Below are 22,663 nucleotides of genomic sequence, written 5' to 3'. Positions count from 1 at the left end.
TATGGCAGGAATAGGATTTGAGTTGAAAAATCTGTTTTCAGAGGATAATAATACGTTTCAAGATATAAAGGCCATGGCCTATTCAGCCCTTATTGGAGTAGGTCCATGGCTCATAACTGTTATAACTTTAAATATTCTTATGTTTATAGGAAAACAATATATTCTTTCAAGAGGAGAGAGAAATCTATTTATGACAGGAATAGTTTATTCGTTCATATTTTCTCAACTTTTAACTGGAGCAGTTCAATATTTAATAACGAGATTTATATCTGATTGTATATACTCAGGAGAACAAAAAAAATTAAAATCAACATATATAGGAACAATAAAATTTATAACTATAATATCATTTTTTATAGGTGTTTTATATTTTAAAGGACAGGATTTATCGTGGTTTTACATATATACATTAACTGCATTATTTTGTTTTTTATCAGGAATTTGGGTAAGTATGAATTATATATCAGCTGTAAAGAACTATAGTTATTCGATATTAGCTTATGTTATAGGAAATGTTGTAGCGGTAGGTTTAGGAGGATATATTTTAAAATATTCAAATAATGAATTTTTTAAAAATAATCTAGCTTATTCAATTATTTTAGCTTATACAATTGGAATAGGAATAACATTTTTTATGCTTTTTTCATATTTAACATATATATTTGAAGATTCAGATGAAAGTGAGTTTGAGTTTTTAAGAGCTTTCAAGAGATATACCTCTTTAAGTTTTATTGGAATATTTTTTAATTTTGGAATGTGGTCTCATATATTTGTAAATTGGATATATGGTGATTCATATAGAGTAGGAGGAGTATTTTTAAGCTCTCCATTATATGAGGTTGCAGTATTTTATGCTTTCTTTTTAACAATTCCAACTATGATTTATTTTTTAGTATTTATGGAAACTAAGTTTTTTCCAATTTATAAAAGATATTACGCTCTTCTAACTTTAAATGGAAACTTAGTAGATATAGATGTTGAAAAGAAAAAAATGATTGATGTATTAAAAGAGGAGATTTACTATATAATGGAGCTTCAATTTTTTGTTTCATTTTCAGTAGCTCTTTTATCTAAAGTAATATTTTTAAAATATGGAATGGATTTATATTTACTAGATCTATTTAGAGTCATGATTTTTGCAGCTTATTGTACGGTTTTTATATCTGTATATATAACTATATTTTTATATTTTGATTCTAGAAAAGAGGCGTTATTAATATCAATTGTATTTTTCATTTTAAGTACCTTTTTTTCAATAATAACATCATTAATGGGAAATGAATATACAGGACTTGGATTTTTTGTAGCAGCTTTTTTATCCCTTATTTTATCAGAAATAATGCTAGATAGAATAGCTCAAGAGTTAAATTATATTACTTTTTATAAGCAAAATTTTTCTTTTAATATTAAAGCTCCTTTTCTTGAGAAACTAGAAAAGATACTAAATCGCAAATTAATTTTTCCGCTAATAATAGTTATACTCTTATTTTTAAGTGGTTGTACAAGTACTCATACAAAAGATGGATTTAATAGAAAAACTAAAAGAAATTGGAATACAATGAGTTATTATAATAAAGAAGGATATAATTATGATGGATATAATCAAGAGGGAATTAATTCAAGAGGATTTACAAAAGAGGGATGGAACATATATACAGACTCACCGTATGACTATTTTAATTTTGATTTTAGTGGAATAAACAGTGATACAGGAAAAAATATTGACGAAAGAGGATTTGATTATAACGGATATAATAGAATAACTAAGTCTAAATATGATAAAAAAGGATTTGATTTTCAAGGGTTAAACAAGGAAACAAAAACAGAGTTTGATAAAAATGGATGGACGTGGTATGGTTTAAATAAAGAAACAAATAATTATTATAATAAGAATGGGTATAACTATGAAGGATATAATGAAGAGGGTTATAATAAAAGTGGTTATGATAAAGATGGAAACAAAAAACCAATAGAAGGTTTTGAAAATGAAAATGACGCGTCATATGAGAATATTTATGATAAAGATGGTTACGATAAAAATGGTTATGATGAAAATGGAGTAGATAGAGAAGGATTTAATAGAAAAGGAGTGTATGTTGGAGATGAATATTAAAAATATTATATGTACATTTCTACTACTTCATTTAAGTTCTTTTGGTGTTGGACGGGAGATATTAAATTTTTATTTAGAAGAACCAGAAAACAATCTATATCAGAGCTATGGAGAGCTAGAAAATAAAGATGGAAAAAAATATTACAAATGGAAAATAGGAACGGGTACATCAAAACTAAATGACAATTGGACTTTTGATTATGATATTGAAAAAAAATATGATAAAAATTCTAATACAGATGGATGGGAAAATACCTTTTCTTTATATAGGAAATTAGAGGAAAAAGAAGTTTTTGGAAAAAATTGGTTTAGCGATATAGGCCCCTACATTAAATATAATGTAAGTGATATATCGAGTGATTTTGGAGAGAACTTTAAAGAAAATAAATACTCATTGAGATATAGAGTTCGTACTAATTCAGATATAGGATTGGGTGGAGCTTATTGGGGATTTGATTTTTTTCTTTCATCTATTGATACAAATTCTAGAGATGGATATTCCTTAGAGGGTAACTTAACAGGAAGTATAAATTTAGGTTATGGATTCCAGAATTTTTTCACAATATATAATGAGTATTTAGATTATGGAAATAATAGAGGAACCTATTTATTTAGAATTGAAAACAATTTTAGATGGACATATGATTTAAATGAAAATTTTGCATTTTCATTAGATTCAGAAATTGATTCATATAACTACTACAAGAATACAGATCAAGATAAATCATTTAAATTCAATGTAGGACCGTACTTATTATACAGTCAAGATATAACGGAGAAGTTGAGAATTTTTGCAAAAATTGGAATAACTGGATATAATTTTGAAGAAGTAAAAACAAAATTTTCAAATGTTTCAGAATCTGGACTATATATGAAAATTAGATGTGGTTTTGAATATGTTTTTTAAAAAAAATAGTTAAAAACATTGATAAAAAAGTCATTATGTGCTAAAATTTTCTTTGAATATTTGTTCAAAGAAAATTTAAAGGGGTAATAATGAAAGTAAACAGGTGTAAATTAGCAATTTTGTTAGCAAGTTTAATGTTAATGGCTTGCGGTGAGAAGGAAAAGTCTATTATAGGTAAAGGAAATGGATTTTCTGGAGAGATTAAAGTAAATGTAATCACAAAAGGAGATAAGATTGAAAATCTTGAATTAGTTTCAGATAATGAAACTTCACATATAATGTCAAGATCATTTCCAATTTTAAAAGATAGAATTTTAAAAGCTCAATCTCCAATAGTTGATAGTGTATCAGGAGCAACATACACATCTTTAGGAGTTAAAAGAGCAGTGGCTGCAGCATTAAAAGAGGGTGGAAAAGATTTTGGTAGAATAACTGTAAAAACAGCAGGACCAGAGCAACCAGTGGCATATTTAGAGCCAGTATCTACAGACCTAGTTATAGTTGGTGGAGGACCAGCAGGTCTTGCAGCAGCAATATCTGCAAAAGAAGCTGGATTAAATAATATAATATTAATTGAAAAATTAGATATATTAAGTGGAAATGGAAAGTACGATATGAATTTCTATGACTTAATTAATTCAGAAGCAGAGAAAAAAGCAGGTGTAGAGGATTCTGTTGAGAAATTAATTGCTGATAATACAAACTGGATGGATACTCCAGAAAGAACTAGAGCTCAAGCAGAAGGAGCTTCAAAATTAGATTCTTGGTTAAGAGAAATGGGAGTAAAATTAAATCATTATTACGGAAAAAGAGGGCATATGGCTGAAAAAGATGCTTATGCTGGAGAAGAAGTACAAGATGGAATGGAAGCAAAAGCTAAAAGTTTAGGTATAGATATAAGAACAGGGACAAAAGGAACAGATTTAATAGTAGAGAATGGAGCTATTAAAGGAGTTAAGGTTCAAAATGGAAATAACTTTTATGATATAAAGGCAAAAGCTGTTGTTATGGCAACTGGAGGATTTTCATCAAATAAGGAGTTGTTAGCTAAATACTCTCCTGGAACTGAAAAACTTCAAACTTCAAATCAACTTGGAGCAACGGGTGATTTTATTCCTGTATTTGAAGAAAATAATATGCAATTAGCTAATTTAGATGAACTAAATTTATTCCCATTTATAGTTAGAACTACTAGAGATTTAACTGGTGGTGGAGATGGATTTATGCTTGTAAATGCAAAGGGAGAAAGATTCTTAAATGAAAATATCTCTAAAAATGATAGATTTAAAGCTGCTCAAACAATATTAGCTCAACCAGATGGAAAGGCATTCTATATATATGATCAAGCTTTATATGAAGCAAGTTACCGTTTACAAAAGCACACTGCAAAAGGATATCATGTAAAGGCTGATACTTTAGAAGAATTAGCACAAAAATTAGGTGTACCAGCAGATAAGCTAGTAGCTACAAGAGATCATTTCAATAAAGCGATACGTGGAGAAGAAGAAGATCCATTTAGAGCAAAACCATTTAAAAGAGAGTTCAGAACAGAGGGACCATTCTATGGTGTTCAGGTTGAATCAGCTGTTCATATGACTAGAGGTGGAGTAGTAGCAAACGAAAAAACTGAAGTTTTAGATGTAGAAGGAAATGTAGTTCCAGGAGTATTCGCTGCAGGAGAAGTTACAAACAGTAGTGCTGCATACAGTGCTGCAGTTATATTTGGACGTATTGCAGGAGAGAACGCAGTTAAATTTATAAATCAACAATAAAAAAAGGGTTGCATAAACCCTTTTTTTATATATCTATAACTTTTCCATTTTCAAAAGAAATAATACGGTCACACATATACTTTACAACATTTAAATCATGAGATATAAAAATATATGTTAGATTTAATTTTTTTTGTAGCTCACTTAAAAGATTTAGAATTTGAGCCTGAACAGAGATATCTAAAGCTGAAACAGATTCATCTAAAACAATAACTTTAGGATTTATAAGTAGAGCTGCTAGAATTAAAACTCTTTGTTTTTGTCCTCCACTTAGCTGATTTGGATATTTATTTAAGTAATCTCTAGATAAACCAACTAATTCTAACATAGAAAGAATTTTTTCAAGTCGTTCATGTTTAGGAAAATTTAAAACAGATAAAGGTTCTTCTAAATGCCACTGAATATTTTTTTTAGGATTTAGAGAAAGATAGGGATCTTGTAGGACCATTTGAATATCTTTACGAAACTCTAAAATTTCATTTTTATTATAAGCAAATATATTTTTATTTTTATATATGATTTCACCAGAATCAGGTGATAAAAGTAGTAGTAATATTTTTCCAAAAGTACTTTTGCCGCATCCACTAGGTCCTACAATTCCAAGAGTTTCACCTTCAAAAATATTAAAAGTAACGTTATTTAAAACCAAAGAGTTTTTAAATTTTTTGTTTAGATTTTTTATTTTAAAGATTATTTTATTTTTCATAGATTCTTTTCCTTTAAAGGATTGATACATCGAATTCCTTTATGATTTTTTTTATCAAAATTATACATAATTCTATTTTTTTTACAATTCTCTATAGCAGCAGGACATCTAGGAGAAAAAAAGCATCCTTCGATATTGTCATTTATATTTGGGATTCCTCCTTTCATCACTTTAATAGACTCTCCTTTTTTAAAATTTTCAGGAAGAGAATCCAGAAGTCCTTTAGTATAGTGATGATTAGGATTAAGAAAGATGTCATAGGTACTACCACTTTCTACAATTTGTCCAAAATACATAATTAAAGCATTGTCAGTAAAATTCTTAATAATCTCTAAATCATGAGATATTAGAATTATAGAAGTTTGATATTTATTTTGAATCTCTTTTAAAAGATTTAAAATTTGTGCTTGAGTATTTTTATCAAGTGCTGTTGTTGGTTCATCTGCAATAATAATTTTGGGATTATTGGCAATTGCCATTGCAATACCGATTCTTTGACCCTGTCCTCCACTAAGTTCATGTGGATATTTATTATATATCTCCATAAAATTATCTTTAAAACCAACATCAGATAGAACTTCAAAAGTTCTATTTAACATCTGTTTTTTATCTAAATTTTGATGTTTTTCAATTACTTCTAAGATTTGTTTTCCAACTTTCATTAGAGGATTTAATGAACTAATTGGATTTTGAAATATAATAGAAAAACTATTACCTCTAATTTTTTCAAGTTCTTTTTCAGAAGCTTTACAAATATCAGTACCTAAAAAATTAATGGTTCCTTTTGAAATTTTTAAATCATCTGATAATAAATTTAAAAGACTCATTGCTGTAACAGTTTTACCACTTCCACTTTCACCAACTATTCCTAGAACTTCACCCTTTTTTAAAGAGAAAGATATTTCATCAACAACAACTCTATTAATTTTTGAAATCTCCTCTATGGATAGATTTGTAACATTTAAAATAACCATATTTATATATACTCCTATTTTTTTATATACTCTTTGATACCTTCGCCAAGAAGATTAAAGCCAATAGCTACTAAACTAATTAAAACTCCAGGAACAAAAGCATAAAATGGATTTGTTGTTATATACTCCTGAGCTCTGTAAATAATCTCACCCCAAGTAGGTTCAGGAGGATTAGCTCCCATTCCTAAATAACTAAGACTAGCTTCTGTTAGAATTGCTGTTGAAAAAGATAATGCACCAACAACAATTAATGTAGATAGTATATTTGGAAAAATATGTGAAAAAATAATTTGAATCTCTTTAACCCCTATTATTCTAGCCCAAGTTATATATGGTAGATTTTTAATTTCCATAACTTTACTTCTGCTAATTCTGAAAAAAGTAGGAATATTTAAAATGCCAATTGAAATGGCTGTGTTTTTAAGATCTTTTCCAAATATGGTTATAAAAACTAATAAAAATAAGATAGATGGAATAGACATAAAAGCATCAATTATTTTAGAGATTATTTCATCAATCCAGTTGGAGAAATACCCCGATATAGTTCCTAAAAAACTTCCGATAATTCCACCAATAAGAACAGAAATAAAACCAACATAAAAAGCTCCTTGAGAAGCAACCATAACTCTAGATAAAATATCTCTTCCCAACTGATCAGTTCCTAATATATGGGAAAAAGATGGCGGTTTTAATCTATTTAACTCATCAATTAAGTATGGATTATATGGAGTCCAAAATATACTTAAAATCATAAAAAAGAAAAGAACACCAATAATAGATAAACCAATTTTTAAGTTAGTATTTTTAGATAGATTCATCTTTTTTCTCCTTCTTTTCTAATTCTTGGATCGATAATAGAATACATAATATCTATAATAAAATTTATCAAAATAACAGAAAAACTTATATAAAGAACAATACCTTGAACAAGTGGATAATCTTTTCGACTTATTCCTTCCATTAAAAGGGTTCCTAATCCTGGTAATGCAAAAACATTTTCAATAACGATAGTTCCAGTAATAAGATAAATCGTAATCATACCAATTACAGTGATAACACTAATCAAAGAGTTTCTTAATATATGTTTTTTATATATCTCATTTTGATTTAAACCTTTACTTTTTGCTACTCGAACATAATCCTTTGAACTTTCCTCAATCATACTATTACAAAGGTAGTGACTGACTAAAGGCACCTTACTTATGCTAAGAGTAAGTATCGGGAGAATAAGAGATTTTAAAGATGTAATTGGGTATCTATTCCAATTAACACTTCCTAAAGTAGGAAGAAGTTTTAGCTTTAATGAGAAGATATACATTAAAACTATTGCAGTCCAAAACGCAGGGATTGAAAACCCAATTTGAGAAAAAACTTTTAAAAATTTAAAAGTCTTAAACTTATGATTTTTAGCTAAAATTGTTCCTAATGGTATAGATGTAACCAATACAATTACTAAAGTTGAAATTGTAATTATAAAAGTAGTTAAAAATCTAGACTTTATTAGTTCAACAACAGTATAACTAGAATAAGAAAAAGAGTTACCTAAATCTCCTTTTAAAAGTTGAAAACACCATTTAAAAAATCGAATATAAAAAGGAGCATTTAAGCCAAGCTCCTCTCTCAAACGAGCTTCTAAAATAGGATCACTTTCAATTCCTAGTCTAATTAAAACTGGGTCTCCAGGTAATGATTCAAAAAGTAAAAAAATAATTAAAGATACTATAAAAATAGTAATAATAGATGAAAAAAATTTTTTTAAGTATATCAAAGATTTCACCTACTTATTAATTTTTTTTAATTTTATAGTTGAAACATCTATAAAAGCAAAAGGGTATGTTTTATATCCTGTATATTTAGATGAGAGAGCTACGGCGACTCCCTGATCCATTAAATAAACAGATGCAATATCTTCATTTAACAATTTTTGAATCTCTTTATAAATTTCAATTTTTCTTTGAGTATCATAAGTTTCAGTCGCTTCTAATAAAAGTTCATCCACTTTTTTATTTGAATAATTCCCCATATTTGAAGAGTAATTTGTCTTATATCTTTGAAGAATTCTTTGTGGATCAGGGTATCCTGCAACTCTTAAAAGAGCAGCTTCATATTTATGACCTTTGTAAACTTCTGGAAGATACTGTCCCCATGGAATTGGATTAATACTTACATTAACACCAATTTTAGATAAATCCTCTTTAATAAAAAGAGCTAAATCATTTTCAAAAGTATTTTCTGAAATAGTTGTTAAAGTAAAACTTAAGTTACTGTAACCAGCTTCTTTTAGAAGCTCTTTAGCAGTTTCTGGATTATAGGGATAATTTTTTTCTAGTCCATTCTTATAAAATTCTTTTAAATATGGAGACATATGTGTATATAACTTTTCAGCTTTAGGTAAAGCTAAATTTTCAATAATTCTATCCATATCAATAGCTTCCCAAATAGCTTGTCTAACTTTTTTATTTTGGAAAGGTTTAAAAGAGTTATTTAAATATAAAATATTAACATCATTACCTAAAGATGATACCACTTCTATATTTTTATCTTTTGTAACTTCTTTTAAAGATTCTAAATTTAAAGGAAGAAAATCGATTTCACCATTTTTAAATGAAAGAAGTCTACTAGCTCCTTCTTTATAGACTTTAAATTCAACCTCTTTTATTTCAGGAGCACCTAAATAATAGTCTTCAAAAGCCTCTAACACAATTTTTTGTCCAGGGATATATTCAACAAATTTATATGGTCCTGCTCCAATTGGATTTTTTTCTAATTCGCTTTCGCTAATTCCTTTTGGTATAATAGAAACATCAGTAATATTATATATATCAGAGCTACTATGTTCAGTATCTTTTATATTTATCTCAATAGTATTAGTATCTAATATGTTTATACTTTCTAATTTTTTATTCCATTCTCCAACAATGGCTTTTCCACTATTTGTCCCAGCGACTCTTTCAAAAGAGTATTTAACATCTTCAGGAGTAATTTTTTGCTTATTATGAAATGTAATATCATTTCTTAGTTTGAAAATATAGCTTCGTCCATTATTTTTAATTTCATAAGATTCAGCTAAAGCGGGAACGAGAGTTTTAGAGTTAGGATCAAATCGAATTAATCCAGTATTCATATTTCTAATGACCTCTTTTGTAGCAGCCGAAACATCAGTATCTGGAGCGATTGAGTTAAATCCGACTTTAATAGGAATTATTATTTTTGTTTTATTCTCAATTTGTTCTTCCTTACATCCACCTAAAGAAAGTAGTGATATTGCTATTAAAGCAGCCATAATTTTCTTTTTCATAATGCCTCCAAAATTTTTATCTAAACTGTATTAAGTTTAGCATAGTTTTACAAGAAATTCTACTTGTAGTATAGAAATTAAAATATTTTGAAAAATAAAAAATTTTTTATATTTTTTAAAATATGATAAAATATGGAGTAAATATAAAAAGTTAAGAGGTGTAAGATGTTTAAAAATATATTATTAGACAATCTGACAATAGGAATATTAGTTTTAGATAGTAACTTAGAAGTTAAATATTTAAATAAAAAAATGAGAAATATTTTAAAAGAGCAGAATATTGACGAAAAACGTTTAAATTTGTCAGTAAAAGAATTTAGTTTAATTGAAAATTATCAAGTAAGAACTTACGATATAGAAGTAGAAAATGAGAAGTTTGTCCAAATGGAATTCCATGAAATAATGGAAAAATCTGAATATAAATTAGTAACAATGTTAGATACAGTTCAAGATTTCATATTTTATTTAGATTCAAAAGGTAGAATAGAGTATTTCAATGAATCTTATGCAAATTATCTAGGCAAATCTTATTTAGAGATAATTGGAAAAAAAGAGAGTGAATTTTTTCCAAAAAAGATGGCAGAGAAGTGTGAAATTAACAACAGAAAAGCTTTAGAAAATGGGAATTTTTATGAAGAGGAAAAATTTCAAGGAAGGTGGTATCAAACATTTAAATCTAGAGTTGACTTAGGAAATGATAAGTATGGTATTTTAGGAATGATAAAAGAGATTACAGATTCTAAAAAGAAAACATTAGATTTGAAAGAGAAAGTTTATAAAGATCTTTTAACTGGACTATATAATAGAAATTTTTATGAAGAAAAAATAAATAAACTTTTAGAAAATAAAAAAAACACTATTTTTTCAATGATGATTCTAGATATTGATAAATTTAAAGAGATAAATGATAATAACGGTCATGATATTGGTGATCTAGTTTTAAAAAAAATATCTGAGATTTTAAAAAGAAATGTAAGAAAATCAAATGATTTCATAATTCGAATAGGTGGAGATGAATTGTCAATAATTATAGATGGGACTTTAGAGGATTTAGAAAAAATTTATGAAAGAATACAAAAAGATTTAGAAAAAGAGAATTTATCAAATGATTTAAAATTTAGTGTTAGTGTAGGAATGGCAGAAAGATATGAAAATGAAAGTTTAAATAGTTTATATAAAAAAGCGGACATTGAATTATATAAAATGAAAGATAAAAAACAAAAAATAAAATAAGGGAGATACTTAATGAGTCGAACAAGATTATTTAGATTTATTTCTATTGCTACTATGATTTTGATTTTCTGGTTTTCTCATCAAAATGGTGAAGAATCTTTAAAACAATCTAATTTTATACTTCAATATTTAAAAGATTTTCTAGAGATATTTGGTTTAGATGTTAGAAAGTTAGCACATTTTACAATATACCTAATCTTAGGTAGTAGCTATTTTTTAAGTTTCAAAGTTTTAGATAAAAAATCTGTTTTAATAAGTATAATTTTAACATTTTTATATGCTTGTACAGATGAATTTCACCAAGGATTTATACCAGGAAGAGGACCAGCAATAAAAGATGTATTAATAGATACGTTAGGGGGAAGTTTAGGAATAATATCAATATTTTTATTTTTTAATTTCAATAAAAATCCTATAATCAAATTAAATAAGAAAAAATAATAGTCTGAGAAAATTTCTCAGACTATTACCATATTATAAAGCCATTGTTAATATCTCTAATACATCTTTATATTCTAATTTTTTCATAGTTCCAATTGGGCCTAATCTTGTTGCGCTAGTTGCCATATCTTCAAATTTTGAACTATCAATTCCTATATCTGTTAGAGTAGATGGAATATCTAAGGAATTAAAAAATTCTCTTGTTTTTGTGATTACTTTTTTAGCAACTTGGAAATCATCGTCTCCAAAAATACCCCAAACATTATTGGCATATTCTACAAATCTATGAACATTTTCTTTATCAAGAACATACTCCATCCAATAAGGTGTTAAAATTCCTAAACCAACACCATGTGTTATATCATACTTAGCACTTAGTTCGTGTTCCATTTGATGTGTTGCCCAATCAGTAGATTCTTTTCCAGCAGATGTTAATCCATTTAATGATAAAGAACTTGCCCACATAATATTGGCTCTTGCATCATAATTAGTAGGATTTTCATAAGCAATTGGTGCATAATGAATAACTGTTTTTAAAAGACCTTCCATTATACGAGATTGCAGATAACCTTTTTTATCTGGTGAAAAATATTGTTCAAAAAGATGACTCATTATATCTACAGCACCAGCTGCAGTTTGATATTTGTTAACTGAAAAAGTATAAGTTGGGTCAAGTATAGAAAAAACAGGTCTTAAAATATAACTGTTAAATCCTAATTTTAAATTTTCTTTTGAGTTAGATAAGACACTATTCCCATTCATTTCGCTTCCTGTTGCAGCAAGAGTTAAGATAGAAGCTACAGGTAGTGCTTCAGTTAATAGATTAAATTTTTTATCCACACAAAGGTCTTTCCAAATATCTCCATGATATTTAGTTTGAGCAGCGATTCCCTTTGCACAATCGATAGTACTTCCACCTCCAACAGCTAAAACTAATTCTAAATTGTGTTTTCTACAAAGATCAGCTCCTTCTCTAACTGTTTCAATTCTAGGATTAGGATCAACTCCAGAAAGTTCAATAATTTCAATGTTTTCTTCAGTTAAAAACTTTATAACCTCATCATATAATCCATTTTTTTTAATACTATTTTTCCCATAAAGAAGTAAAATTTTACTTGCATGTTTTTTAACTTCTTTTCCTACATTTGATACTTGCCCATCTCCAAATAGAACTCTCGTTGGAACATCATAAATAAAATTTTTCATAATAAAATCCTCCTATAAAATTTTAATAAAATTTCTATCCTTAACTATGGTACCTTTATTAATATAAAATTTAATTATTCTAGTTAGGTTTCTATAGCTTATATTAAGTCTACCAGAAAGTTCATCTAGAGATTTAAAAGTTATTTCTCCTCCATTATCTTCAAGATATTTTATAAAAATATCTTTTGCTTTTAAAGTACTTTTATAAAATATAGCTCTATTTGTATTTAAAAGTTTTTTGTTCCCTTCAATAGCTAAAAATCTCCAAAAGTTAATATTATCTTCAAGATAGTCTTTTGCTAATTGAAAAGGTAGAAGAATAACTGCCACATCACTTTTAGCAACTACATCAAATAATACTTCCTCTTTATTAATGTATTCAATATCTCCAAAGATTTCTAAAGGTCTAAGTATATTTAAACATATTTGATTTCCATTATCAAGAATACAAGAAACCTCAACAGTTCCTTCTACTATAAAATAGATGCTATTAGTTCCTTTATGAGCTTCTAAAATATACTCTCCTTTTTTATAATGTTTTATTAATAATTTTTCATGAACTTCTTTAATTAAAATATCGTCTAAATTATAAAAGTTTATGTATTGTTCTATTTTTTTCATAAATTCTCCTTAATGGGCCAATTGTCCTATCTATTATATAAGAATTTATATATCATAAAAATAGAAAAAATGCTAGAAAAATATATAAAATATGAAAATAAAACGAGGTGGAGTATGAGAGCGGTAGATATTATTCAAAAAAAGAGAGACAATATTGAGTTAACATCTGAAGAGATGAGCTTCTTACTAGGAGAGTATTTACAAAATAGAGTTCCTGATTATCAAATGTCTTCATTTCTAATGGCAGTTTATTTTAATGGAATGACAAAGGATGAGCTAAAAGTATTTACAGAACTTATGATGAATAGTGGAGAAGTTATAAAGTTTGATGGAATAGAAAAGTTCTTAATTGATAAACATTCAACAGGTGGAGTAGGAGATAAAACTACTATTGCTTTAGCAGGATTATTTGCAGCCTTTAATATAGGAACTGCAAAACTTTCTGGAAGAGGTTTGGGACACACTGGAGGAACAATAGATAAATTTGAGGCTATTCCTGGATTTGTTTTCCCAGAAACAAGAGATGAATTGGTAAAAATGGTAAATAAAGTTGGAACAGGTATTATGGGATATTCGGATACAATAGTTCCTTTAGATAAAAAATTATATTCTCTTAGAGATGTAACTGCAACAGTATCAAGCATACCTTTAATAGCAAGTTCTATTATGAGTAAAAAGCTAGCAGTTTATGCTGATGGAATTATTTTAGATGTTAAAGTTGGTTCTGGAGCATTTATGAAAAACTTAAAAACAGCTGAAGAGTTAGCAAAAACTATGATTGATATTGGAGATTCTTTTGATAGAAAAGTAGTAACTTTATTAACAGATATGGATCAACCACTTGGATATGCTGTTGGAAATGCTAATGAAATAATTGAAGCGATTGAAACTTTAAAAGGAAGAGGACCAAAAGATTTCACTGAGCTTGTAGAAACAATAGTTGCGACTGCTCTTCAAATTAAAGGTGATGTTAAGTCTTTAGAAGAAGGAAAAGAGAAGGTTGCTGAAGTTATATCTAATGGTGCAGCTATTCAACACTTAAAAGATTTCATAGAAGCAGCAGGAGGAAATCCAAAATTAGTTGATGACTATACATTACTTCCAAAGTTTAAATCAGAATATGAGTTTAAAGCTAAAAAATCAGGATGGATTTCTAAGATTGAAGCTGAAGAGATCGGAAAAGCAGCAATGGTTTTAGGAGCTGGAAGAGCGACTAAAGATGATATAATTGATCATTCTGTTGGAGTTTTATTAACTAAAAAAGTTGGAGACTATGTTGAAGCGGGAGAAGTTTTAGCTTTTGTTCAACACAATGATAAAAATTTAGAATCATCTATTAGATTTTTAGAAGGTGCTTATACAATAGTGGATGAAAAAGTAGAAAAAAATAAAGTAATTCTAGAAATTTTATCTAATATTGGGTTATAATAAATATAAAGAATATTTTAGGAGGAAAAATGAATTTAAGTAAATATATTGATCACACAGTATTAAAAGCTACAACAGAACCAAAGGATATTATAAAATTATGTGCGGAAGCTAAAGAACATAAATTCTTTTCAGTTTGTGTAAATGGATGTTATGTTGAATTAGCAGCAAAAGAACTTACAGGAACAGATGTTAAAGTTTGTGCTGTAATTGGTTTCCCTTTAGGAGCTATGTCAACAAAGTCAAAAGTTTTTGAAGCAAAAACTTGTATAGAAGATGGTGCATCTGAAATTGATATGGTTATCAATATTGGAATGTTAAAAGCTGGTGAGACAGAGTATGTTAAAAATGAAATAGCAGCTATTAAAGAAGCTATTGGAACAAATGTATTGAAAGTTATAATAGAGAATTGTTATTTAACTGATGAGGAGAAAAAAATAGCGACTCAGTTATGTTTAGATGCAAAGGCTGATTTTGTAAAAACATCAACAGGTTTTGGAACAGGTGGAGCTACTTTTGAAGATATAATGTTAATGAAAGAGATTGTTGGAGATAAAGCTGAATTAAAAGCTGCAGGTGGAGTAAGAGATTTAGCAACTGCAGAGAAATATATATCTTTAGGTGTAACAAGATTAGGAACAAGTTCAGGTGTTGAATTAGTGACAACTGGAACTGCTGACCCAAATAAATACTAATTATGAATCAAGATTACTTAAGTAGTTCCCTTTCAAAGGAGTGCTTAGATAATTTATTAAGAGTTTCTCAATGCCAAGAGTTTAAGCAGGGAGAAACTCTTTTTTTAGAGCACTCATTTTGTGAGAGTATATATTTCATAATTAGTGGAAATGTTACAGTATATAAAGATAATTCAGATGGAAAAAGAAAAATAATCTATTTGCTGGGAAAAGATTCATTTTTAAATGATACTATGGTATATGATGAATCACAAAAAACAAGTGTTAGTTGTGATGCTTTTACTGATGTTAAAGTGATGATTATTCCAATAAAAGAGCTTAAAAGATTAATTTTAAAATATCCAGATTTAGCTATCTTAATGATAAAATCTCTTTCAAAAAAGACAAAACGTTTATATCGACAATTAAAAAATACAACAACTATATCTATGGATAAAAGAATTGCTGCAAAACTATGGAAATTAGCAAAAGATTTTGGATATGAATACAAGGAATTTCATGGTTTTACAGTAAAAGTAAATAACACCTATTTGGCAGATATGTTAGGAACTAATAGAGAAACTGTTTCAAGAGGTATAAAAAAACTTAAAGAGCTAGGTCTTGTTAAAGTTGAGAATGGACAAATCTTTATTTTAAAAACAGAAATTAGAGATTTTTATAGACGTTAAAATAAAAAATAGGAATACTCCTATATTTGTGGTATAATTATGAGTAAAATTTAAAAAAATTAGGAGGAACAAATGACAAATAATGACGTTCTAAGAAGAGTTAGATATGCTTTAAGAATAAATGATAAAGCTATGATGGAAGTTTTCAAATTAGGAGGAATGAATATCTCTTTAGAAGAGTTAACAGCTCTTTTAAGTAAGCCTGAAGATGAAAACTTTAAAACTTGTAATAATAAAACTTTAGATGTATTTTTAAGTGGACTTATAACTTATAAAAGAGGACCACAAAAAAATGCTCCAGAAAAAACAGAGGAAGTACCAAATAATAAAAATATAAATAACTACATCCTAAGAAAGTTAAAGATTGCTTTAGCTTTTAGAAGTGAAGATATGATAGATGCATTTAAGACAGGTGGAATTAATATGTCTGAATCAGAATTAAGTGCAATCTTCAGAAGACCAGACCATAAAAATTACAGAGAAGCTGGAGATAAATATGTTAGAGTATTTATTAAGGGAATCACTGAACTTTTCAGAGGGGAAAAATAATAAGATTACAAATTGATCTTAAAAAAATTTATTTTTTGTCAATATAGAAATGTGTGACTAGAGTCACACATTTTTTTCTATATAAAGTAATAGAATGAGATACTAGTATAAAAACAGTTGTATAAGAGGTGAAGAGATGAAAAAATTATTAACAAATGATGAATTTAATAGAGCATTATTAAGTTTATCAAAAGAGTATGATATCTATGCTCCAGTTACACTTCCTTTTAAAGGAACGTTCTCTGATACTGATTTAGTTAAATATGAGAAGATAACTAAATTAGAAGAGATCAATCTAAAAGATAAAAGTTACTATTCAGCTAAAGAGATTCTACTACCTATAAGACAAACAATATTTTACTTTAATGAAAATGAGTTTAAAAAACCAGAGGGAAGAACAAAAAAAGCTTTAGTTTTACTAAGAAGTTGCGACCTTCATGCTATTGAAAGAGTAGATAATATATATTTAAATAACAAATTTGCAGATGAATATTATGCAGATGCAAAAAAAATGGTTAAATTTGCAGTTATTGGCTGCCCAGGAAAAGGATGGGAGAGCTGCTTCTGCGCTTCAATGGGAACAAATACAACAGAGAATTATAACTTAGGTCTTACATTTAAAGATGGTGCAGTTTATACTCATATAAAAGATGAAGAGTTAAACGAGTTCTTTAATGATGGGAAAGAAGAAGAGTTTCAAATGGAGTTTGTAACAGAAAATGTTGAAAAAGTTACAGTTCCTGAAAATATAAAGTTAGAAGATATTATAAATGATGAGATGTGGAGAGATTACGATAGATGTATTAAGTGTGGAAGATGTAATTTTGTTTGTCCTACTTGTACTTGTTTTACAACTCAAGATATCTTTAATAGAGATAACTCTAAAACTGGAGAGAGAAGAAGAGTTTGGGCTTCTTGCCATGTAGATGGATTTTCAACTATGGCTGGTGGACATGAATTTAGACAAAAATCTGGAGATAGAATGAGATTTAAAGTTATGCATAAAATCTCTGACTATAAAAAAAGATTTGGAACACATATGTGTATTGGATGTGGAAGATGTGATGATGCTTGTCCTGAGTACATCTCTTATATAAACTGTATAAATAAACTATCGAAAAAGTTAGGTGATAATAATGAGTAATATATATATGCCTGAAAGAGGAGAAATTTTATCAATAGTTCAAGAGAGTCCAATTGAGTGGTTATTTAAAGTTAAAACAACTATAAAACCAGCTCCAGGACAATTTATACAACTATCTATTCATATGGTAGGAGAGGCACCAATATCTGTTGCTAATTATAATCATGACGAAGAATGGATTGAGTTTCTAATAAGAAAAGTTGGAAAAGTTACTGATGCAATATTTAATCTTCAACCAGGAGATTCAATATTTTTAAGAGGAGCTTATGGAAATTGTTTCCCTATGGATACATACTCTGGAAAAAGAGTAATTGTAGTTGCTGGTGGAAGTGGAACTGCTCCAGTAAGACCACTAATAAAACATTTTATAGATGATGAGAATACAGATATTGAGCTAATTTTTGGATTTAAAGATCAAGAATCTATTCTATTTAAAAAAGAGATAGATGAGTGGAGAAAAAAAGCTCCAATGATTTTAACTGTGGATAAAGGTTGTGGAATTGATGGAGAGTGTGTAGGACTTGTAACTGAGTATATTCCTCATCTAAAAATGTATGAAAATTTTGATAATTTAGAAGTTGTTATAGTAGGACCTCCTATGATGATGAAATACTCTGCATTAGAGTTTTTAAAGTTAGGAATTCCAGAGGACAAAATTTGGGTTTCTTTTGAAAGAAATATGTCTTGTGCTGTAGGAAAGTGTGGACATTGTAAAATTGATGAAACATATGTTTGTTTAGAAGGACCTATATTTAATTATGTAAAAGCTAAAACGCTTTTAGATTAGGAGGAGACCATGGCTTTAGAGTTAAGTAGAAAAAGTTTTACAAAAAATGCGTATAGAATAACAAAAGATAGAAAAAAAACAGCTTTAAGAGTTAGAGTTCCTGGTGGAGAGATAACAGCAGAACTACTTTTAAAAGTTTCTGAAATAGCTTCAAAATATGGAAATGGAAAAGTTCATATAACAACTCGTCAAGGATTTGAAATTAAAGGTATTGATATTACAAAAATTGATGAAGTAAATAAAGAGATTCAAGTTTTAATTGATGGTTTTGATATTAATCAACCAAATGGAGAGGGAAATGGATATCCAGCAGCTGGAACAAGAAATATAACAGCTTGTATTGGAAACAGTGTTTGTCCTAAGGCTCAATATAATACAACAAACTTTGCTAAAAAAATAGAGAAAGAAGTTTTCCCTAATGATTTCCATTTTAAAATTGCTTTAACAGGATGTCCAAATGATTGTATCAAAGCAAGAATGCATGACTTTGGTATAATTGGAATGACTATGCCTTTATACGAAAAAGAGAGATGTGTTTCATGTGGAGCATGTGTAAAAAAATGTAAAGGATTATCAACAGGTGCTTTAAGAGCAGAAAATTATACAGTTGTAAGAGAACATAGTAAATGTATAGGGTGTGGAGAGTGTGTTTTAAACTGTCCGACATCATCTTGGGTTAGAGATGAGAAAAAGTACTACAGACTTGCTATTATGGGTAGAACAGGAAAGAAAAATCCAAGACTTGCTGAAGATTGGATTTTATGGGCTGATGAAGAAAGTATAATAAAAATTATTAAAAATACATATAGATATGTAGATACGTATATTAACAGAGCACTTCCAAAAGAACATATTGGATATATTGTTGATAGAACAGGATTCAATGAGTTTAAAAAGTTTGCATTAGAAGGTGTTAACTTAGAAGAAGTGGCAATTGAAAGAAATATGGTTAACTGGAATGGAATTATCTACTCTGGTGCTGAAAATGATATTGGTAAATAATTAAACTAACTAAAACTGTAGAGTGAGTAAAATCAAGCTACAGTTTTTTTATTGACTTAGAGTTTACTCTAAGTGGTATAATATTTTACAATTTAAAAATTAATTCACTAAAATGGAGGGAAGATGATTTGGATTTTACAGAGATTGCTACTATTAATACTTCCAATATTAGGAGTAGCATATATTTTTTATAAAATATATGGAAGCTTATGGTATTTTCTATTTATACCAATTTTTACTTTTTTACCTTTTGTTCTCTTTTATTTTTATCGAAATAAAAGAAGCGTATCTTTAGAAGTTTTTTTAGGGCATTATCTATTTTATCTTAATTATATAGTATTTGGAGCTTTAATTCTTTTATCAATTGCCCTTATTTTTAAGATGTTTTCAATTGATATTTTAAAAGAAGTTAGTTATAGAAAGACGAGTTTTCATATTTTTATAATTTTTAGTTTAGGTATTCTGTCGATTTTAGGATATAAAAATTTTAAAAATATTTCTGTAGAAAATTATGAAACACCAAAAGAGATAATTAGAAATGAAAAAAACTTAAAATTTGTTTTTATAAGTGATGTTCATTTAAATGGGAAATTTGATGGGAGTAAATTAAAAACAGCTTTTGAAAAAATGAAAAATGAAGATGTTGAGTTAGTTCTTATAGGTGGAGATTTTTTAGATAATTCATATAAGAGTGTAACAGATGATATTAAAAGTATAATTGATGAAACAAACTTTAAACATGGAATTTATTTAGTTTTAGGAAATCATGAATACTATGGTGGAATAGAGGGAAATATTGAATATATAAAAAATCTTGGAATAAATATTTTAAGAGATGAGATAGTGGAGATTGAAGGAATAACAATTGTAGGAAGAGATGACAGATATAATAAAAAGAGAAAATCATTAGATGAACTTTTAAAAAATGTCGATAAAAAAAGTTCTGTTATAGTTGTTGATCATAATCCTCAATCTTTAAAAGAGTTAGGAAATGAAAAAGTGGATTTGTACTTATCAGGTCATACACACAAAGGCCAACTATTCCCTTTTAATTTAGTGGTAGATTATATGTATGAAAACTCAGGTGGATATAGGAAGATAGGAGAGACACATACATATGTAAGTTCAGGATTGGGAACTTGGATGATTCCATACAGAATTGGAAGTAGTAGTCAGATAATGATCTTTAAATAAAGCTAATTAAAGAGATAACTTTATTATGTAATAGAGTTATCTCTTTATATACTGTTTGAAAATTTATTTTTTTATATAGTTATTTACAATAGAAAGGATATCGTTGCCATATTTTTCAAATTTAGCTTCTCCAATACCATTTATTTTTAAAAGTTCATCTTTTTCTCTAGGTTTATAATTGCAAATATCAATTATAGTTTTATCAGAAAAAATTATATAAGATGGAACATGGTTGTTATGAGCGGTTTTACTTCTGTATTCTGATAGAAGATTAAATAACTGCTCTCCACCAGGAATAAGAGGTAATGAAGTTTTTTTATCATTAGGTCTTTCTTTTTTCGTAATAGAATCGTCATCATTGTTTAAAACCCTCATAGATAAGGTTTCTTTAGATTTTATAAAAATATAAGCACTTTCTTTTAATTTTAAAAGTGGGTATTTTCCCTCAGTACTTTCGATAAAATCACTTCCTATAAGGTAATCCATAATTGTTTTAATATAGGTAGAGGATTTATCTTTTAAGCATCCATATGTAGATTGTTCATTTAAACGATTGTCTCTAATTCTTGCATTGTTAGAACCTTTTAGAATATCTAAAATTAATTTTGCACCATATTTATTATTCAATCTTCCAACACATGAAATAATTTTTTGAGCGTCAATAGTTATATCAATAAGTTCACCTTTATTTTCACAATTTCCACACATTCCACAATTTTCAGCCAAAGGTTTATTTTCAAAATAGTTTACAATGTATTCAATAAGACAGCCATTAGTTCTAGTATAATTTTCCATAGCAGAAAGTTTACTATATCTAATTTTAGCTATTTCTGGAGATAAGTTTTCATTTTCAATAAATAGTTTTTGAATAATAATATCTTTGGGATTATAAAGTAGAATACAACTTGAAATAAGCCCATCTCTACCGGCTCTACCAGCTTCTTGATAATAACTTTCAATATCTTTTGGTAGATTATTATGAATAACCCATCTTACATTGGATTTATCAATACCCATTCCAAAGGCATTAGTTGCGACAATTATTTTACATCTATCTAAAAGAAAATCCTCTTGATTACTCATTCTCTCATTATCAGAAAGGCCAGCATGATATTTAGCAATACTCTTTCCTTTAGAAAGAAATTCATAAATTTGTTCACACTCTTTTCTTGTAGAAGTATATATTATTCCACTTTCTTCAGGATGTTCTTCAATAAATTTTTGTATAAATTTAAAATTATCTACATTTTTGAAAACAGAAAACTTTAGATTATCCCTCTTAAATCCATTTTTAAATATAGTTGCTTTAATATTTAAACTTTCTAAAATATCTTCAGTAACTTCAGGAGTAGCAGTGGCAGTGAAAGCAGATATTACTGGATTACTATTTAAAGATTGAATAAAATTTTTAATGTTTTTATAGCTAACTCTAAAGTCATGTCCCCATTGAGATATACAGTGTGCTTCGTCAACAGCAATTTGTGATACATTAATATTTTTTATAACTGATAAAAATCTTGAATTTTCAAGTCTCTCAGGTGCAATATAAATTATTTTGTATTTATTAAAAAGAAGAGCATTATAAATAATCTCACATTGTGAATTTGAAAGACTACTATTTATAAATACAGAAGGGATACCATTTTCATTTAAAGCATCAACTTGATCTTTCATAAGTGATATTAAAGGAGATATAACAACAGTAACTCCCTCAAAAATTAAGGCTGGTATTTGAAAACATATAGATTTTCCACCACCTGTTGGCATAATAGCTAGAGTATCTTTTCTTTGTAAAATATTTTTAATGATGTCATGTTGTCCTTTTCTAAACTCATCATATCCAAAGTATTTTTTTAGAATTAAATTTTCTTTTGCTAGGAATTTATTCATACATCCTCCTGGGATTTTATTTATTACAATATTAT

At 27.7% G+C, this 22,663-nt stretch carries 21 protein-coding genes; 13 read left to right on the top strand and 8 right to left on the bottom strand.

Annotated elements, in window-relative coordinates:
* Position 1 precedes the first annotated feature (1 nt).
* From pelG to HMPREF0202_RS07795, 3 genes are all read left to right on the top strand, one after another.
* Positions 2 to 2,113 carry an exopolysaccharide Pel transporter PelG gene (gene pelG / locus HMPREF0202_RS07805; protein ID WP_023050337.1) on the top strand — a complete coding sequence of 704 codons (2,112 nt, stop codon included), beginning with the start codon at positions 2 to 4 and terminating at the stop codon, positions 2,111 to 2,113.
* Positions 2,103 to 3,020 (top strand): hypothetical protein, encoded by a 918-nt coding sequence (locus HMPREF0202_RS07800; protein WP_023050336.1) that lies wholly within the window; start codon positions 2,103 to 2,105, stop codon positions 3,018 to 3,020. The genes pelG and HMPREF0202_RS07800 overlap by 11 nt, the downstream gene beginning before the upstream one ends.
* Before the next feature lie 89 nt (positions 3,021 to 3,109).
* Positions 3,110 to 4,792, top strand: a complete 1,683-nt coding sequence (locus HMPREF0202_RS07795; protein WP_023050335.1) for an FAD-binding protein — start codon at positions 3,110 to 3,112, stop codon at positions 4,790 to 4,792.
* A gap of 25 nt (positions 4,793 to 4,817) precedes the next feature.
* On the opposite strand, the gene HMPREF0202_RS07790 is transcribed toward HMPREF0202_RS07795, so the two are convergent.
* Genes HMPREF0202_RS07790 through HMPREF0202_RS07770 form a run of 5 tightly spaced genes read right to left on the bottom strand, consistent with a single transcriptional unit; the run spans position 4,818 to position 9,770 of the window.
* Entirely contained in the window at positions 4,818 to 5,498 is a 681-nt protein-coding gene (locus HMPREF0202_RS07790; protein WP_023050334.1) for an ABC transporter ATP-binding protein, read from the bottom strand.
* Positions 5,495 to 6,472 carry an ABC transporter ATP-binding protein gene (locus HMPREF0202_RS07785; protein WP_023050333.1) on the bottom strand — a complete coding sequence of 326 codons (978 nt, stop codon included), beginning with the start codon at positions 6,470 to 6,472 and terminating at the stop codon, positions 5,495 to 5,497. Before HMPREF0202_RS07785 ends, HMPREF0202_RS07790 begins: the two co-directional genes overlap by 4 nt.
* Before the next feature lie 14 nt (positions 6,473 to 6,486).
* Positions 6,487 to 7,290 (bottom strand): ABC transporter permease, encoded by an 804-nt coding sequence (locus tag HMPREF0202_RS07780; protein ID WP_023050332.1) that lies wholly within the window; start codon positions 7,288 to 7,290, stop codon positions 6,487 to 6,489.
* Positions 7,287 to 8,240 (bottom strand): ABC transporter permease, encoded by a 954-nt coding sequence (locus HMPREF0202_RS07775; protein WP_040406898.1) that lies wholly within the window; start codon positions 8,238 to 8,240, stop codon positions 7,287 to 7,289. Before HMPREF0202_RS07775 ends, HMPREF0202_RS07780 begins: the two co-directional genes overlap by 4 nt.
* A 9-nt stretch (positions 8,241 to 8,249) precedes the next feature.
* Complete coding sequence (locus tag HMPREF0202_RS07770) at positions 8,250 to 9,770, bottom strand: ABC transporter substrate-binding protein (protein WP_023050330.1); 1,521 nt, start codon at positions 9,768 to 9,770, stop codon at positions 8,250 to 8,252.
* A gap of 165 nt (positions 9,771 to 9,935) precedes the next feature.
* On the opposite strand from HMPREF0202_RS07770, the gene HMPREF0202_RS07765 reads away from it, so the two are divergent.
* Positions 9,936 to 11,003: a sensor domain-containing diguanylate cyclase gene (locus HMPREF0202_RS07765; protein WP_023050329.1), complete on the top strand. Its 1,068-nt coding sequence runs from the start codon at positions 9,936 to 9,938 to the stop codon at positions 11,001 to 11,003.
* Between the two features lie 12 nt (positions 11,004 to 11,015).
* The gene (locus tag HMPREF0202_RS07760) at positions 11,016 to 11,444 is read left to right on the top strand and encodes a VanZ family protein (RefSeq protein ID WP_023050328.1); all 429 of its coding nucleotides are present in this window, start codon (positions 11,016 to 11,018) and stop codon (positions 11,442 to 11,444) included.
* 33 nt (positions 11,445 to 11,477) lie between these two features.
* On the opposite strand, the gene HMPREF0202_RS07755 is transcribed toward HMPREF0202_RS07760, so the two are convergent.
* On the bottom strand, positions 11,478 to 12,650 hold the full coding sequence (locus tag HMPREF0202_RS07755; protein WP_023050327.1) for an iron-containing alcohol dehydrogenase: 1,173 nt from the start codon (positions 12,648 to 12,650) through the stop codon (positions 11,478 to 11,480).
* 12 nt (positions 12,651 to 12,662) lie between these two features.
* Positions 12,663 to 13,271, bottom strand: coding sequence for a Crp/Fnr family transcriptional regulator (locus HMPREF0202_RS07750; RefSeq protein WP_023050326.1), 609 nt, complete (start codon positions 13,269 to 13,271; stop codon positions 12,663 to 12,665).
* Positions 13,272 to 13,385: 114 nt separating this feature from the next.
* Between HMPREF0202_RS07750 and HMPREF0202_RS07745 the strand changes: the two genes are divergently transcribed.
* The 8 genes from HMPREF0202_RS07745 (at position 13,386) to HMPREF0202_RS07710 (ending at position 20,738) form a co-directional block, all read left to right on the top strand.
* Positions 13,386 to 14,699, top strand: a complete 1,314-nt coding sequence (locus HMPREF0202_RS07745) for a thymidine phosphorylase (protein ID WP_040406896.1) — start codon at positions 13,386 to 13,388, stop codon at positions 14,697 to 14,699.
* Positions 14,700 to 14,728: 29 nt separating this feature from the next.
* A complete protein-coding gene (gene deoC, locus HMPREF0202_RS07740; RefSeq protein ID WP_023050324.1) occupies positions 14,729 to 15,394 on the top strand; it encodes a deoxyribose-phosphate aldolase in 666 nt (221 codons plus the stop codon).
* Positions 15,395 to 15,396: 2 nt separating this feature from the next.
* Positions 15,397 to 16,062 (top strand): Crp/Fnr family transcriptional regulator, encoded by a 666-nt coding sequence (locus tag HMPREF0202_RS07735; protein ID WP_023050323.1) that lies wholly within the window; start codon positions 15,397 to 15,399, stop codon positions 16,060 to 16,062.
* A 72-nt stretch (positions 16,063 to 16,134) separates the two neighbouring features.
* Positions 16,135 to 16,611: a YehS family protein gene (locus tag HMPREF0202_RS07730; RefSeq protein WP_023050322.1), complete on the top strand. Its 477-nt coding sequence runs from the start codon at positions 16,135 to 16,137 to the stop codon at positions 16,609 to 16,611.
* A 136-nt stretch (positions 16,612 to 16,747) separates the two neighbouring features.
* Positions 16,748 to 17,755 carry an anaerobic sulfite reductase subunit AsrA gene (asrA, locus tag HMPREF0202_RS07725; RefSeq protein ID WP_023050321.1) on the top strand — a complete coding sequence of 336 codons (1,008 nt, stop codon included), beginning with the start codon at positions 16,748 to 16,750 and terminating at the stop codon, positions 17,753 to 17,755.
* A complete protein-coding gene (gene asrB / locus HMPREF0202_RS07720) occupies positions 17,748 to 18,542 on the top strand; it encodes an anaerobic sulfite reductase subunit AsrB (RefSeq protein WP_023050320.1) in 795 nt (264 codons plus the stop codon). Before asrA ends, asrB begins: the two co-directional genes overlap by 8 nt.
* Positions 18,543 to 18,551: 9 nt before the next feature.
* Positions 18,552 to 19,544, top strand: coding sequence for a sulfite reductase subunit C (asrC, locus tag HMPREF0202_RS07715; RefSeq protein ID WP_023050319.1), 993 nt, complete (start codon positions 18,552 to 18,554; stop codon positions 19,542 to 19,544).
* 123 nt (positions 19,545 to 19,667) lie between these two features.
* Complete coding sequence (locus tag HMPREF0202_RS07710; protein WP_023050318.1) at positions 19,668 to 20,738, top strand: metallophosphoesterase; 1,071 nt, start codon at positions 19,668 to 19,670, stop codon at positions 20,736 to 20,738.
* A 63-nt stretch (positions 20,739 to 20,801) separates the two neighbouring features.
* Here the strand turns inward: HMPREF0202_RS07710 and recQ are convergent, their stop codons facing one another.
* Positions 20,802 to 22,628 carry a DNA helicase RecQ gene (gene recQ / locus HMPREF0202_RS07705; RefSeq protein WP_023050317.1) on the bottom strand — a complete coding sequence of 609 codons (1,827 nt, stop codon included), beginning with the start codon at positions 22,626 to 22,628 and terminating at the stop codon, positions 20,802 to 20,804.
* Positions 22,629 to 22,663 lie beyond the last annotated feature (35 nt).

The sequence above is a fragment of the Cetobacterium somerae ATCC BAA-474 genome (assembly GCF_000479045.1).
Taxonomy (GTDB): Bacteria; Fusobacteriota; Fusobacteriia; order Fusobacteriales; family Fusobacteriaceae; genus Cetobacterium_A; species Cetobacterium_A somerae.
Note: the sequence above shows the minus strand (reverse complement) of the source record. Positions and strands in the feature narration are given on the sequence as shown.

Excerpts from the sequence above, each read along its gene's own strand:
- HMPREF0202_RS07770 (WP_023050330.1), bottom strand. The coding sequence starts at position 9,770 with ATGAAAAAGAAAATTATGGCTGCTTTAATAGCAATATCACTACTTTCT.
- pelG (WP_023050337.1), top strand. The coding sequence starts at position 2 with ATGGCAGGAATAGGATTTGAGTTGAAAAATCTGTTTTCAGAGGATAAT.
- HMPREF0202_RS07785 (WP_023050333.1), bottom strand. The coding sequence starts at position 6,472 with ATGGTTATTTTAAATGTTACAAATCTATCCATAGAGGAGATTTCAAAA.
- asrB (WP_023050320.1), top strand. The coding sequence starts at position 17,748 with ATGAGTAATATATATATGCCTGAAAGAGGAGAAATTTTATCAATAGTT.
- HMPREF0202_RS07735 (WP_023050323.1), top strand. The coding sequence starts at position 15,397 with ATGAATCAAGATTACTTAAGTAGTTCCCTTTCAAAGGAGTGCTTAGAT.
- asrC (WP_023050319.1), top strand. The coding sequence starts at position 18,552 with ATGGCTTTAGAGTTAAGTAGAAAAAGTTTTACAAAAAATGCGTATAGA.
- deoC (WP_023050324.1), top strand. The coding sequence starts at position 14,729 with ATGAATTTAAGTAAATATATTGATCACACAGTATTAAAAGCTACAACA.
- HMPREF0202_RS07730 (WP_023050322.1), top strand. The coding sequence starts at position 16,135 with ATGACAAATAATGACGTTCTAAGAAGAGTTAGATATGCTTTAAGAATA.
- HMPREF0202_RS07795 (WP_023050335.1), top strand. The coding sequence starts at position 3,110 with ATGAAAGTAAACAGGTGTAAATTAGCAATTTTGTTAGCAAGTTTAATG.
- HMPREF0202_RS07790 (WP_023050334.1), bottom strand. The coding sequence starts at position 5,498 with ATGAAAAATAAAATAATCTTTAAAATAAAAAATCTAAACAAAAAATTT.
- HMPREF0202_RS07710 (WP_023050318.1), top strand. The coding sequence starts at position 19,668 with ATGATTTGGATTTTACAGAGATTGCTACTATTAATACTTCCAATATTA.
- recQ (WP_023050317.1), bottom strand. The coding sequence starts at position 22,628 with ATGAATAAATTCCTAGCAAAAGAAAATTTAATTCTAAAAAAATACTTT.
- HMPREF0202_RS07765 (WP_023050329.1), top strand. The coding sequence starts at position 9,936 with ATGTTTAAAAATATATTATTAGACAATCTGACAATAGGAATATTAGTT.
- HMPREF0202_RS07760 (WP_023050328.1), top strand. The coding sequence starts at position 11,016 with ATGAGTCGAACAAGATTATTTAGATTTATTTCTATTGCTACTATGATT.
- HMPREF0202_RS07750 (WP_023050326.1), bottom strand. The coding sequence starts at position 13,271 with ATGAAAAAAATAGAACAATACATAAACTTTTATAATTTAGACGATATT.
- asrA (WP_023050321.1), top strand. The coding sequence starts at position 16,748 with ATGAAAAAATTATTAACAAATGATGAATTTAATAGAGCATTATTAAGT.
- HMPREF0202_RS07745 (WP_040406896.1), top strand. The coding sequence starts at position 13,386 with ATGAGAGCGGTAGATATTATTCAAAAAAAGAGAGACAATATTGAGTTA.
- HMPREF0202_RS07800 (WP_023050336.1), top strand. The coding sequence starts at position 2,103 with ATGAATATTAAAAATATTATATGTACATTTCTACTACTTCATTTAAGT.
- HMPREF0202_RS07755 (WP_023050327.1), bottom strand. The coding sequence starts at position 12,650 with ATGAAAAATTTTATTTATGATGTTCCAACGAGAGTTCTATTTGGAGAT.
- HMPREF0202_RS07780 (WP_023050332.1), bottom strand. The coding sequence starts at position 7,290 with ATGAATCTATCTAAAAATACTAACTTAAAAATTGGTTTATCTATTATT.